Raw genomic sequence first — 13,130 nt, forward strand, 5'->3', positions numbered from 1 at the left:
TGAGCCATGATCAAACTCTTCAGTTCAATACTGCTTGGGTTTTTAAGAAACCCTAAACTTGGCTCAGCAATCTCAAATGACTACTATGATTTCTCATGTGGCCACTTGTGATGCTGATAATCTTGGCGACTATCAAACCATACTCACAAGCACCCACACGAATTGCTTGATTCAATTTGTTAAAGAGCGGTTGGTTAAGAGCTTTTCGTCTCAACCGAGGCGCGCATTCTACGCTTTCCTCTGTGTCTGTCAAGCATTTATTTCGAAGTATTTTGCGAGAAACTCGTTCAACTTCAAACACTTGACTCGCTTGCGATCTCTCTTAGCGGGAGGCGAATTCTACAGCGTTACAACCTGCTGTCAACTACCTTTTTCACCGCTGCCGATCTGACGATCGAGGCACCTCCAGTACTGCCTGAAACTTCTAACCCTTTGAAACTCAAGGAGTTTTCCGTTCCAACTACGCTGGAAGTGGGGCGCATTATAAGGGGATTCGAAAGGGCGTCAACCGTTAATTTCACTAAACCGTCATATCCCTGAAAAACAAAGCGGGGAGGCCTTTCGGCCTCCCCGCTTTTGACACTCTATATAGCATCACCCTTCACGCTATATAGAAGCAGCCGTCATTCCGGCTTCAGCGAGATCCGGGCAAAGGCCTTCTTGCCGGCCTGGCACACATGACTGGCACCGACGGCAAACATGAAGCCGCGATCCACCACCTCACCATCGACTTTCACGCTACCGGCATTGAGCAAGTCGCGGGCAGCCGCAGAGTTCTTCACCAGGCCAGCCCGGTTCAGGACGGCCGCGATCGGCATGTCTTCGGCAGCGCTGACTTCAATCTCCGGAATGTCCTCCGGCAGCTCGCCGTCCTTCATACGGTTGCCCGCCGCACGGTGAGCATTGGCCGCAGCCTCCTCACCATGGAAGCGAGCGACGATTTCTTCAGCCAGCTTGATCTTGATGTCGCGCGGGTTGGCACCCTGCTCGACATCGGCTCGGAATTGCTCGATCTCTTCCATGGAACGGAAACTGAGCAGCTCGAAATAACGCCACATCAGGGTGTCCGGGATCGACACCAGCTTGCTGTACATCACCCCAGGCGCTTCCTGGATGCCGACGTAGTTGCCCAGCGACTTGGACATCTTCTTCACGCCATCAAGGCCTTCCAGCAGCGGCATGGTGACAATGTTCTGTGCTTCCTGGCCATAAGCGCGTTGCAACTCGCGCCCCATCAGCAGGTTGAACTTCTGATCGGTACCGCCCAGTTCGACGTCAGCCTTCAGTGCCACCGAGTCGTAGCCCTGCACCAGCGGGTAGAGAAACTCGTGGATAGCGATCGGCTGATTGGTGGTATAGCGCTTGTCGAAGTCGTCACGCTCGAGCATTCGCGCAACGGTGTACTGCGAAGCCAGGCGAATGAAGTCGGCCGGCGTCAGCTGATCCATCCAGGTGGAGTTGAACGCGACTTCGGTCTTGGCCGGGTCGAGAATCTTGAACACCTGCTGCTTATAGGTTTCGGCATTGTCCAGAACCTGCTCGCGCGTCAGCGGCGGGCGCGTAGCGCTCTTGCCGCTCGGATCACCGATCATGCCGGTGAAATCGCCGATCAGGAAGATCACCTGATGGCCCAGGTCCTGGAACTGGCGCAGCTTGTTGATCAGTACCGTATGCCCCAGGTGCAGGTCTGGCGCCGTCGGGTCAAAGCCCGCCTTGATTCGCAGCGGCTGACCGCGCTTGAGCTTCTCTACCAGCTCCGACTCGACCAATACCTCTTCCGCACCGCGCTTGATAAGCGCCAGCTGCTCTTCAACCGACTTCATAGAAAGACCCGCAAGGCTCAGATTCAAAGGGAGCCAACCATACAAGATCGGCCGTCAAATACAAGTTTGGCAAAGAGATGTGACCCGAAAGGCGTGATCCGGCGTCTACGCGCCCTTGCGCGAAACCGGATTTGGTTATATTTTATACAGTTATTTCATCTTCATCATGTCATTCATCTTTTCCATTTCACCTTTTCATTCACCTTTTTCAAAGTCACTTTCCCTATGACCAACGACACGCCTAAAGCGCCACCGCTTTATCCGAAAAGCCATCTGTTGGCCGCAAGCGGCATTGCCGCTCTCCTCAGCCTGGCCTTGCTGGTGTTCCCTTCAAGCGAAGTGGAAGCCAAGAAAACCACCCTTAACCTCGAGCTGGAAACCCCGGCCGAGCAGCTCAAAGACGAAGCCAATGCAGCCCCTCTGGTGCAGTCCACGACGGAACAAGGCTCGCCCTTCGCCCAGATCGAGAATGCCCAGGCACCCGCTGATAAAACCGCTGCGGCACCCGCCGTCGAGGAAAAGACCGAAGCCAAGGCCCCTGGTCACCGCGAGGTGACCGTTGCCCGTGGCGACACGCTGTCCACCCTCTTCGCCAAGGTTGGCCTGCCCTCCAATGTGGTCCACGATGTATTGGCCAGTGGCAAGCAAGCCAAGCAGTTCAGCCAGCTCAAGCACGGCCAGGTACTGCAGTTCGAGCTCGACAAGGACGGCCAGCTGAGCAACCTGCACAGCAAGGTCAGCAACCTCGAGACCATTCGCCTGAGCAAAACCGACAAGGGCTACAGCTTCCAGCGCGAAATCAGTAAACCGCTGGTGCGTACTGCCTACGCGCACGGCGTGATCAAGAGTTCTCTGTCGGCCTCCGCGCAGCGTGCCGGCCTGTCGCACAGCATGACCATGGACATGGCCCGCGTGCTCGGCTACGACATCGACTTCGCCCAGGACATCCGCCCTGGCGACGAATTCGACGTGGTCTATGAGCAGAAGGTCATGGACGGCAAGGTGGTCGGCACCGGCAATATCCTCTCCGCGCGCTTCACCAACCGCGGCAAGACCTACACCGCCGTGCGCTACACCAACAAACAGGGCAACACCAACTACTACACCGCTGACGGCAATAGCCTGCGCAAGGCGTTCATCCGTACGCCAGTGGACTTCGCCCGCATCAGTTCGCGCTTCTCCAACGGCCGCAAGCACCCGATCCTGAACAAGATCCGCGCACACAAGGGCGTCGACTATGCAGCACCGCGCGGCACGCCGATCAAGGCGGCAGGTGATGGCCGAATCGAACTGGCTGGTCGTCGTGGCGGTTACGGCAATACCGTGGTCATTGCCCACGGCAATCGCTACAAGACCCTCTATGGCCACATGCAGGGCTTTGCCAAGGGCATCAAGACCGGCAGCTCGGTCAAGCAGGGGCAGATCATTGGCTATATCGGCACCACGGGCCTGTCCACCGGCCCTCACCTGCACTACGAGTTCCAGGTCAATGGCGTGCATGTCGACCCGCTGAGCCAGAAAGTGCCGATGGCTGATCCGATCGCCAAGGCCGAACGCCAGCGTTTCAACCAGCAGAGCCAGCCCCTGATCGCCCGCATGGATCAGGAAAAGGCCACGCTGCTCGCTGCCAACAAGCGCTGAGCCCGTGGCACTCTACTTGGGGGTGATGTCCGGGACCAGTCTCGACGGCCTGGACATCGCCTTGATCGAACAGGATGAGCAGCTTCGGCTGCTCGCCACTCACTACATTCCCATGCCGGTCGATCTGCGCCTGGAACTGCTCGGCCTTTGTGCCAGCGGCCCGGACGAAATCGCCCGCGCGTGCCTCGCGGAAAACCGCTGGGCCACCCTCGCCGCTCAAGGCATACACCACCTGCTCGCCACTCAAGGCGTGCAAGCCGAGGCCATTCGCGCGATTGGCAGCCATGGCCAGACCATCCGCCACGAACCGGCCCTGGGTTTTACCGTACAGATCGGCAACCCGGCATTGCTCGCCGAGCTCACAGGTATCTGCGTGGTAGGTGACTTCCGCCGTCGCGACGTCGCCGCAGGTGGTCAAGGCGCGCCTCTGGTGCCAGCCTTCCATGAGACGCTGTTCGGCCACCTTGGGCAGCGCCTGGCGGTGCTCAACGTCGGCGGCTTCAGCAACCTCAGCCTGATCGATCAGGCGACACCCGTACACGGTTTCGACTGTGGCCCGGGCAATGTCCTGCTGGACGCCTGGATCGAGCGCAAGCGCGGCCAGCAGTACGATGCCGACGGCGCCTGGGCAGCCACTGGCAAGGTGATCGACGACCTGCTCGGCAGGTTGCTGGCAGACCCGTTCTTTGCCGGCAGCGGCCCGAAGAGCACTGGCCGCGAGGTCTTCAACCTGCCCTGGCTGGACGGCCATCTGGCCGCACTGGCGCCCTACCGCGATGAAGACGTGCAGGCAACGCTGCTCGAGCTGACCGCGCGCAGCATCGTCGATTCGCTGCGCAACGCGCAGACCGACAGCCAGGCGTTGCTGGTGTGTGGCGGTGGCGCGCGCAATGGCGCACTGATGCAGCGCCTGGCCAGTCTCCTGCCCGGCACTCAGGTCGCCAGTACCGCTGCGTATGGTATCGACCCGGACTGGGTTGAGGCCATGGCGTTCGCTTGGCTGGCGCATTGCTGCCTGGAGCGGATTCCCGCCAATCGTCCAAGCGTGACCGCGGCCAAGGGCCTGCGCGTGCTCGGCGCTATCTACCCGGCCTGAGGCAACCCCCTGAACGCAAAACGCCGCGCAATAGCGCGGCGTTTTGCTGAGTAGAGCCCTGGGCTCAGATCGAGAACGAAGAACCGCAGCCGCAGGTGGTCGCAGCGTTAGGGTTCTTGATCACGAAGCGCGAGCCCTCAAGACCTTCCTGGTAATCCACTTCGGCGCCCGCGAGGTACTGGTAGCTCATCGGATCGACCACCAACGAAACGCCTTCGCGCTCGACGATGGTGTCGTCTTCAGCCACTTCCTCATCGAAGGTGAAACCGTACTGGAAGCCCGAGCAGCCGCCGCCCGTCACGAAAACACGCAACTTCAGGCGATCATTGCCCTCTTCGCTGACCAGGGTCTTCACCTTGTGTGCAGCACCTTGGGTGAACTCCAAAGCCGTGGGGGTGAAGGATTCGACGCTCATGTTGACTCTCCCGGCGCAGTGCCGCCATAAAACTCGATGACGCGCATTATCCGCTTCTCCGAGAAAATCGGTCAACAATACAAAAGCTGCAAGCGACAAGCTTCAAGCGACAAGTGGAACGCGGTGCGCCCTTTGCGGCCATGAAGCTTGAACCTTGCCGAGGCTGTCAGGGCATCAAGCCTGCATGCGACAGGCCCATACGCTCATCCAGGCCGAAGAGGATGTTCAGGTTCTGCACCGCCTGACCGGACGCGCCCTTGACCAGGTTGTCGATCACCGACAGCACCACCACCAGGTCACCGCCCTGCGGACGATGCACGGCAATCCGGCAAACATTGGCGCCACGCACGCTGCGGGTTTCCGGATGGCTACCAGCCGGCATTACGTCGACGAACGGTTCATTGGCGTAGCGCTTCTCGAACAGCGCCTGCAGATCGACCGAGGTATCGGCAACAGTTGCGTACAAGGTGGCGTGGATACCGCGAATCATTGGCGTCAGGTGCGGGACGAAGGTCAGGCCGATGTCCCGGCCGGCAGCCTGGCGCAGCCCCTGGCTGATTTCTGGCAGGTGGCGGTGGCCCTTGACCGCGTAGGCCTTCATGCTTTCGCCCGATTCGCAGAACAGCGAGCCCACGGCAGCGCCACGGCCAGCGCCGCTGACTCCGGACTTGCAGTCGGCAATCAACCGCGATGGGTCGGCCAAGCCTGCTTCGAGCAAAGGCAGCAGGCCCAACTGGGTGGCAGTCGGGTAGCAACCCGGCACAGCAATCAGACGCGCAGTGCGAATCTTCTCGCGGTTCACCTCGGGCAGGCCGTAGACCGCATCCTTGAGCAGCTCTGGCGCGCCGTGCGGCTGGCCGTACCACTTGCCCCACTCGACCGCGTCCTGCAGGCGGAAGTCAGCCGACAGGTCGATAACCTTGGTCCCCGCCGCCAGCAGCTCACCGGCCAGGGCATGGGCAACACCGTGCGGGGTGGCGAAGAACACCACGTCGCAGGCCGCCAGGGTCTGGCTGTCCGGCACGCTGAAAGCCAGGCCGTCATAGTGACCGCGCAGGTTCGGATACATGTCGGCAACGGCCACGCCCGCCTCGGAACGCGAGGTGATCACCGCAACCTCTGCCTGAGGGTGCTGCGCCAGCAGACGCAACAGTTCGACCCCGGTGTAACCCGTGCCGCCGACGATACCGACCTTGATCATAACGCTTGCCCCTTATCAACGATCCGACTGGAAAGCGCACGATGATAGGGGCCACAGTCGCCTGTAACAACTCTTCGGGTGCGCCTCGGGGTGCTTCACCTCTACTATCTGACGACCGTGAAAACCTGAAGGAACACCCTCCAATGCTTTACCTATGGATCAAAGCGCTGCATATCGTCAGCGTGGTCTGCTGGTTCGCCGGCCTGTTCTACCTGCCGCGCCTGTTCGTCTACCACGCCCAGAGCCAGGACAGCATCAGCCAGGAACGCTTCACCACCATGGAGCGCAAGCTGTACCGCGGCATCATGAACCCGGCGATGATCGCCACGTTCGTCTTCGGCCTGTGGATGCTCTACCTCACGCCGGGCTGGATGAGCCAGGGCTGGATGCATGCCAAGCTCACCCTGGTGATCCTGCTCACCGGCTACCATCACATGTGCGGCGCCCAGCGCAAGCGCTTCGCCACTGGCACCAACACCCGCAGCCACGTGTTCTACCGCTGGTTCAACGAAGTGCCGGTGCTGATCCTGCTCGGCATCGTGATTTTGGTGGTGGTCAAACCGTTCTGAGGCAATCAGCGACCGTAGAGGAGTTCTGCCATGTCATTGCCCGCCCTGCTCGAACAACGCCTGCGCCTGCCGGTGGTCGTCGCACCGATGTTCCTGATCAGCAATCCGCAACTGGTCCTGGCCTGCTGCGGCAATGGCGTGGTGGGCAGTTTCCCCGCCCTCAACCAGCGCGACAGCGCCGGTTTCAAGCGCTGGCTGGAAGAGATCGAGGCAGGCCTGGCCAGCTTGCCGGCAGCCGCGCCCTATGCGGTCAACCTGATCGTCCACCCGAGCAATCCGCGCCTGCAGGCCGACCTGGCGTTGTGCGTCGAACACCGCGTGCCGATTGTCATCACCAGCCTCGGCGCGGTGAAGGAAGTGGTCGACGCGGTGCAGGGTTATGGCGGCCTGGTGCTGCATGACGTGACCACCCGCCGCCACGCCGAGAAAGCCGCCGAGGCCGGGGTCGACGGGTTGATCGCGGTGGCCGCCGGCGCCGGCGGCCATGCCGGCACCTGGAGCCCGTTCGCCCTCGCTGCCGAGATTCGCCAGTTCTTCGACAAGACCCTGCTGCTGGCCGGCTGCATCAACCATGGCCACGAGATTCTTGCCGCGCAGCTGTTGGGGGCGGACCTCGCCTACATGGGCACCCGTTTCATCGCCACTCAGGAAAGCCAGGCACAGGATGCCTACAAACACATGCTGATCGAGGCGCGCGCCGCCGATATCGTCCACACCCCGGCCGTTTCCGGCGTGCCGGCGAGTTTCCTGCGCCAGAGCCTGGAGCAGGCCGGCTATGACATGGCGAGCCTCAAGGCCAGCCACGAGCAAGCACGGCTCAAGCCCCTGGACGAAGAAGCCAAGGCCTGGAAGACGGTGTGGTCAGCCGGCCAGGGCGTCGGTGACATCCACGACCTGCCGGCCACCGCCGAACTGATCGAGCGCCTCCACCACGAGTACCGGCAAGCCTTGGCGCGCACCCGCCAGATGCCCGCCTGAGCCCTGTAGCAAAAGGCAACAACTTACCGGGCCAAGCTGTACACTAAGCGCCCTTTTTCGCCGCCCCAGGAGCCCTGCATGACCCGTTACGCCATGATCACCGGCGCTTCCAGCGGCCTGGGCCTGGCCCTGGCGGAAGCTCTGGCGCGGCGCGGGCGCAACCTGATCCTGGTGGCACGTCATCGGGAAACCCTGGAGCCGATAGCCATTGAGCTGACCCAGCGCTTTGGCGTCGAGGTACTGCTCCGCGCCTGCGACCTCAGCCAACCGCTGCGGCTATCGGGCTTCGTGCTCGAACTCGAAGAAGGTGAGCGGCGTATCGACCTGCTGGTGAACTGCGCCGGGCAGCGCACTTACGGCCCCTTCCTGGCGCACGAATGGGCCGACGAGCAAGACCTGCTCGAGGTCAACATTCTCGCCCTGACCCGCCTGTGTCACGCGATCGGCAACCTGATGGCGGTGCAGGGTGGCGGGCAGATCCTCAATGTGGCGTCATTGGCCAGCGCGACCCCCGGGCCATGGATGGCCTGTTATGCCGCCAGCAAGGCTTACGTGGTGAGTTTTTCCGAAGCGCTGCGCGAAGAGCTCGGGCGTACCGGGATCAAAGTCTCGGCGCTTTGTCCTGGCCCGGTTCGCTCGTCTCGGCGGCACATTCCCCGGCTCGACGGCAGCCAACGCTGCCTGAGCCCTGAGGAGGTAGCGCTGTACACCGTGCGTGCGCTGGACAAGAACCGCGCGCTGATCATGCCCGGCCGGCGCAACCGCTGGCTGGCCTGGCTGCCACGCCTGCTGCCGCGATGGCTGGCCCGCAAGCTGGCCGGGGCGATCAACCGGCGTTACTGCCCGCTCGAAGCGCAATAGCACTGTGCGAGCGGCGCCGTGCTGGGTACACTCGGCCCGGACCCTCACCCTGGAGCAAGTGCTGTGGAGACTCTCTTCACCAAGATCATCAACCGGGAAATCCCGGCCAAGATCATCTACGAGGACGACCAGGTTCTGGCCTTCCACGATATCGCCCCGCAGGCGCCGGTGCATTTTCTGGTCATCCCGAAAAAGCCCATTCGCACCCTCAACGACCTCACCGAGGAAGACAAGGGCGTGGCCGGCCACATTCTGTTCACCGCCCAGCGCCTGGCCAAGGAGCTCGGCTGTGAAGACGGTTTCCGCGTGGTCATGAACTGCAACGAACTGGGTGGCCAGACGGTCTACCATATTCACATGCACGTGCTCGGCCAACGCCAGATGCACTGGCCACCAGGCTGATCCAAGGCAAGCCCCGGCCAGGGGATTGCGGTAAACTGTCGGGCATCACTCTAGCGGAGGTGCCCGATGGCTACCGAACGTCACTATTCCCCGCTCGACCGCTTGTTGCTGCAGGCCGACACCGCCATGCGCACCTTGCTGCCCTTCAGCGGCCAACCTTCCCGCCCTTCCCCGGCCATCATCCAGCCGGACGCCGACCTGGACGAGACGCAGACCCGCCACATCGCTGGCCTGATGCGCATCAACCACACCGGTGAAGTGTGCGCCCAAGCGCTCTACCAGGGCCAAGCCCTGACCGCCAAGCTGCCGCAGGTACGCAAGGCGATGGAGCATGCCGCCGAAGAAGAAGTCGACCATCTGGCCTGGTGCGAGCAGCGTATTCGTCAGCTGAACAGTCATCCCAGTGTGCTCAACCCCCTGTTCTATGGCATGTCGTTTGGCATCGGCGCGCTCGCCGGCCTGGTCAGCGACAAGGTCAGCCTCGGCTTCGTCGCCGCGACCGAGCACCAGGTCTGCAAGCACCTCGACGAGCACCTCGAGCAGCTGCCAGCCGAGGACGAAAAGTCTCGGGCGATTCTCGAGCAGATGCGCGTTGATGAAGAGCACCACGCCGAATCTGCGCTGGAAGCTGGTGGTTATCGCTTCCCGGCTCCGGTCCGCTTCGGTATGAGCCTGATGGCCAAGGTCATGACCAAAAGCACTTACCGCATTTAGGATCCCGGCGATGACGGAACGTTTTGATGCCAAGGATCTGGCGCGTGCGGTAGACGCAGGTATTCTCCAGCCCAGCCAGGCGCATGCCTTGCTGGGCTTCTTGCGCCAACAGCCAGAGAACCGCGGGCGTTTTCAGCTGGCCCATGTCGCGTTCTATTTCGGTGCCCTGCTGATCATGGCTGCCATGGGCTGGTTGCTCAGCGAAGCCTGGATGCGGATCGGCGACACGGCGCTGCTGACGATCGCCCTTCTTTATATTGCCTCGTTGAGCGCGCTTGGCATCTCCTTGCAGCGGCGCGGCCAGCTGATTGCGGCAGGCGTGCTCGGTGCTGTGGCGGTGAGCATCGTCCCCCTTGCCGTATTTGCCATCGAGCGTTTACTCGGTTGGTGGCCGTTGGACGATGCGCAAGCTGATTACCATCAGTACTACACCTACGTGCAAGGCGGCTGGCTGCTGATGGAGGCCGCCACGGTGGTGGCCGGCCTATTGATGCTACGGCTGATCCCTTTCCCGTTCATCGTCATGCCGATGGCACTGGCGCTGTGGTTCATGTCGATGGACCTGAGCGAGTGGATCTACGGCGCGCCGTTCAGTTGGGAGCAGCGCCGCACGGTGTCGCTCTGGTTCGGCCTGGGCCTGCTGCTGGTGTGCCTGATCGTCGATGGGCGTACCCGCAGGGACTATGCCTTCTGGGGTTACCTGGCAGGGCTGGCAGCATTCTGGGGTGGCTTGACGCTGATGGACAGCGACAGCGAATGGGGCAAGGCACTGTATTGCCTGATCAACCTGGGCTTGATGCTTGTTGCGGTAGTGCTGCGCCGTCCGCTGTTCATGGTGTTTGGCGCGCTGGGCGTGGCGGCGTATCTGGGCTACCTGTCGTATGAGGTGTTTGCCGAGTCGCTGTTGTTCCCGCTGGTGCTGACCTTGATTGGCCTGGGAGTGATCGGCCTGGGCGTGCTTTATCAGAAGCATCGCGAAGATTTGAGCGTACGCCTGCGCGCACGCCTGCCGGCACAGCTGCTGCAACTGATGCCCGGCCTGCGCCGTTGAAATTGCGCGGGTTCGGCCTGCGGCTGCTGCAAGGGTTCAGTCTGATGCTGGTGGCCTACCTGTTCGTCTGCCTGATGACGGCCAACGTCAGCCAGTCGCCGCTCAGCTTCGAACTGCCCACCCTGGTAGAACCTGACAGCAGCAGCACGCTGGAGCTGCTGCTGTTCAGCGTGCCAGGGCAACTGCTGTTTCTGCTCACAGGCAGTTTTATCCACAGGCGTCGAGTGCTCATCGGCGTTTATGCAGGGGCCGCGAGCATCACTCTGCTACTGCAATGCCTGCTGTTTGCCGAGACCTTTGGCAGCACCTGGAGCCGTGCGGAAATTGCCGGCCTGTTAGCCTTCAACCTGCCCAGTGGGTTAATCGCACTGGCTCCCGGGCTGGCACTGGTGTGTGCCCTCGAATACCTCAGCCGAGCTCGACAATCTCATAACTGTGAGTGATCTCGACGCCTGCTCGACCGAGCATGATCGACGCTGAGCAGTACTTCTCTGCCGACAGCTCGACCGCACGCTTGACCTGCGCGTCCTTCAGCCCACGTCCTTTGACCACGAAGTTCAGGTGGATCTTGGTGAACACCTTGGGGTCCTCATCGGCACGTTCGGCTTCCAGGAAGGCTTCGCAGCTCTCCACCGCCTGGCGGGACTTCTTCAGGATGCTGACCACGTCAAAGTTGCTGCAGCCGCCCAGGCCCAGCAGGAGCATTTCCATCGGGCGCACGCCAAGGTTGCGACCTCCGGCTTCGGGCGGGCCGTCCATGACCACGACATGGCCGCTGCCCGACTCGCCGAGGAACATCGCTTCACCGGCCCATTGGATGCGTGCCTTCATGTTGCTGGACTCCCTATATGCTTGAAAGGGTGTCAGCTTAAGCCTTGTCGGGCTGCCGGAAAAGCTCAACACGCCGCGCAATTGTGCCGATAGCGGCCGCAGTGTCTGATAAGCTGGCGCCAAATGACTGGCGCATGACGTCGGCCGACTCTATAAAAAGCCTCTGCGTGTATCGAACAGGATTTCGTGATGGTTGTTTCCGCCCTATCCGCCAAGATCAAGAACATCGACAAGCTGCTGGTTCACTGCCAGCGACGCCGCTTCACCGCCAAGAGCAATATCATCTGCGCAGGTGATCGGGCCGAGACACTGTCGTTCATCATCAAGGGTTCGGTCACCATCCTGATTGAAGATGACGACGGTCACGAAATGATCATCGCCTACCTCAACGATGGCGATTTCTTTGGCGAGCTGGGCCTGTTCGAACCCGCCGGGCAGGAGCAGCAACGCAGTGCCTGGGTACGGGCGAAGACCGAATGTGAAGTCGCCGAAATCAGCTACGAGAAATTCCGCGACGTCACCCGCCAGGATCCCGACATTCTCTATGCCTTGGGCAGCCAGATGGCCCAGCGTTTGCGCAACACAACGCGCAAGGTCGGTGACCTGGCCTTCTTCGATGTGACTGGGCGGGTGGCGCGCTGCCTGCTCGACCTGTGCAAACAGCCGGACGCCATGACCCACCCTGACGGCATGCAGATCAAGATCACCCGCCAGGAAATCGGGCGCATCGTCGGCTGCTCGCGGGAGATGGTCGGCCGCGTCCTCAAGGATCTCGAGGAGCGCAGCCTGGTGCAGGTCAAGGGCAAGACCATGGTGGTCTACGGGACCCGCTAGTCCTTGGGCAAGGCGGCAATCACTTCAGCGTAGGCCTGCGACAGGCGCTCGAACCAGGCCACGGCGGGCGCGACTTCGTGCAAGGCAATGTGGCTGTCGGCGCGGCAGCGTTGCTCAAGCTCACAACACTCGTTGAAGCGATTGACCGCGGCGACCATCGATTCACGCTCGTTGTCCAGCAACAGCGCGCCATGCACCAACACCACCCCACGCTTGCCGCCCAGGCCCTGGCGCCAGCGCTGGGCGGTACCCACCAACTTGCGGCCATTGAGATTGACGTTGTAGCGGCCATCGCAGAAGGCGCCGTCGATCTCGCCCACCGAAGCCACCCCGCCCCACTCGCGCAACACGTCGCACAGGGGCAGACACAAGCGCTCGTAAGCATTTTCGATGCGGCCGTGATCACCTTCGCTGCGCGGCGCGATATACACCAACGCCACATTCACCGTGGCGTGCGACTGCGGCACCGGCTCGCCGCCGGTTTCGCGCAACAGCACCGGCCAGCCGGCAATGGCCAGCTCGGCACAGGCCGCCTCGAAGTTTTCCAGCCGGCTCATGCGCCGCGGCATCACCAGGGCATGGTCGGTAGGTCGCCAGAACAGCACGCCGGCATCGCGCTCACCCCGGCAGACGGCGGCCAGCAGTTCCTGCTCGGCCTGCAGGCCTTGTTCGACAGTGAGGGCCAGAGGTTGCTCAGTCGTCATTGGTTTCTAC

General features: G+C 61.8%; 15 protein-coding genes and 1 rRNA gene (1 of these 16 only partly in view). 10 read left to right on the plus strand and 6 right to left on the minus strand.

The window, feature by feature from the left end; all coding sequences use genetic code 11:
* Positions 1-26, minus strand: a 16S ribosomal RNA gene (locus J3B00_RS00015); it reaches 1,511 nt to the left of the window's first position.
* A 597-nt stretch (positions 27-623) separates the two neighbouring features.
* Positions 624-1,823: a tyrosine--tRNA ligase gene (gene tyrS / locus J3B00_RS00020; RefSeq protein ID WP_209861676.1), complete on the minus strand. Its 1,200-nt coding sequence runs from the start codon at positions 1,821-1,823 to the stop codon at positions 624-626.
* A 225-nt stretch (positions 1,824-2,048) separates the two neighbouring features.
* Here tyrS and J3B00_RS00025 point away from each other — a divergent pair, with 225 nt between their 5' ends.
* On the plus strand, positions 2,049-3,464 hold the full coding sequence (locus J3B00_RS00025) for a peptidoglycan DD-metalloendopeptidase family protein (protein ID WP_209861679.1): 1,416 nt from the start codon (positions 2,049-2,051) through the stop codon (positions 3,462-3,464).
* Between the two features lie 4 nt (positions 3,465-3,468).
* Complete coding sequence (locus J3B00_RS00030; RefSeq protein ID WP_209861682.1) at positions 3,469-4,560, plus strand: anhydro-N-acetylmuramic acid kinase; 1,092 nt, start codon at positions 3,469-3,471, stop codon at positions 4,558-4,560.
* Positions 4,561-4,624: 64 nt separating this feature from the next.
* On the opposite strand, the gene erpA is transcribed toward J3B00_RS00030, so the two are convergent.
* Together erpA and argC are read right to left on the minus strand one after the other, a co-directional pair.
* A complete protein-coding gene (gene erpA, locus J3B00_RS00035) occupies positions 4,625-4,975 on the minus strand; it encodes an iron-sulfur cluster insertion protein ErpA (protein WP_186552650.1) in 351 nt (116 codons plus the stop codon).
* 166 nt (positions 4,976-5,141) lie between these two features.
* Positions 5,142-6,176 (minus strand): N-acetyl-gamma-glutamyl-phosphate reductase, encoded by a 1,035-nt coding sequence (gene argC / locus J3B00_RS00040; protein WP_209861685.1) that lies wholly within the window; start codon positions 6,174-6,176, stop codon positions 5,142-5,144.
* Positions 6,177-6,319: 143 nt separating this feature from the next.
* Between argC and hemJ the strand changes: the two genes are divergently transcribed.
* From hemJ to J3B00_RS00075, 7 genes are all read left to right on the plus strand, one after another.
* The gene (gene hemJ, locus J3B00_RS00045; RefSeq protein WP_209861688.1) at positions 6,320-6,745 is read left to right on the plus strand and encodes a protoporphyrinogen oxidase HemJ; all 426 of its coding nucleotides are present in this window, start codon (positions 6,320-6,322) and stop codon (positions 6,743-6,745) included.
* Positions 6,746-6,775: 30 nt separating this feature from the next.
* Positions 6,776-7,723, plus strand: coding sequence for a nitronate monooxygenase family protein (locus J3B00_RS00050; protein ID WP_209861691.1), 948 nt, complete (start codon positions 6,776-6,778; stop codon positions 7,721-7,723).
* A gap of 78 nt (positions 7,724-7,801) precedes the next feature.
* Positions 7,802-8,584, plus strand: coding sequence for an SDR family oxidoreductase (locus J3B00_RS00055; RefSeq protein WP_209861694.1), 783 nt, complete (start codon positions 7,802-7,804; stop codon positions 8,582-8,584).
* Positions 8,585-8,647: 63 nt separating this feature from the next.
* A complete protein-coding gene (locus J3B00_RS00060; protein ID WP_119137778.1) occupies positions 8,648-8,986 on the plus strand; it encodes a histidine triad nucleotide-binding protein in 339 nt (112 codons plus the stop codon).
* A gap of 66 nt (positions 8,987-9,052) precedes the next feature.
* Positions 9,053-9,700, plus strand: a complete 648-nt coding sequence (coq7, locus tag J3B00_RS00065) for a 2-polyprenyl-3-methyl-6-methoxy-1,4-benzoquinone monooxygenase (protein ID WP_209861697.1) — start codon at positions 9,053-9,055, stop codon at positions 9,698-9,700.
* Between the two features lie 10 nt (positions 9,701-9,710).
* Positions 9,711-10,751: a DUF2157 domain-containing protein gene (locus tag J3B00_RS00070; protein WP_209861700.1), complete on the plus strand. Its 1,041-nt coding sequence runs from the start codon at positions 9,711-9,713 to the stop codon at positions 10,749-10,751.
* Positions 10,752-10,795: 44 nt separating this feature from the next.
* Entirely contained in the window at positions 10,796-11,194 is a 399-nt protein-coding gene (locus tag J3B00_RS00075; RefSeq protein WP_209861703.1) for a hypothetical protein, read from the plus strand.
* Here J3B00_RS00075 and J3B00_RS00080 read toward each other — a convergent pair.
* Positions 11,160-11,582 carry an OsmC family protein gene (locus tag J3B00_RS00080; RefSeq protein WP_209861706.1) on the minus strand — a complete coding sequence of 141 codons (423 nt, stop codon included), beginning with the start codon at positions 11,580-11,582 and terminating at the stop codon, positions 11,160-11,162. The two genes, J3B00_RS00075 and J3B00_RS00080, sit on opposite strands and share 35 nt — an antisense overlap.
* Before the next feature lie 189 nt (positions 11,583-11,771).
* Here J3B00_RS00080 and crp point away from each other — a divergent pair, with 189 nt between their 5' ends.
* Positions 11,772-12,416, plus strand: a complete 645-nt coding sequence (gene crp, locus J3B00_RS00085) for a cAMP-activated global transcriptional regulator CRP (RefSeq protein ID WP_209861723.1) — start codon at positions 11,772-11,774, stop codon at positions 12,414-12,416.
* Here crp and J3B00_RS00090 read toward each other — a convergent pair.
* Positions 12,413-13,120 (minus strand): lipoate--protein ligase family protein, encoded by a 708-nt coding sequence (locus J3B00_RS00090; RefSeq protein ID WP_209861726.1) that lies wholly within the window; start codon positions 13,118-13,120, stop codon positions 12,413-12,415. The two genes, crp and J3B00_RS00090, sit on opposite strands and share 4 nt — an antisense overlap.
* Positions 13,121-13,130: the final 10 nt, after the last annotated feature.

Source organism: Pseudomonas sp. BP8, from assembly GCF_017875955.1.
Taxonomy (GTDB): domain Bacteria; phylum Pseudomonadota; class Gammaproteobacteria; order Pseudomonadales; family Pseudomonadaceae; genus Aquipseudomonas.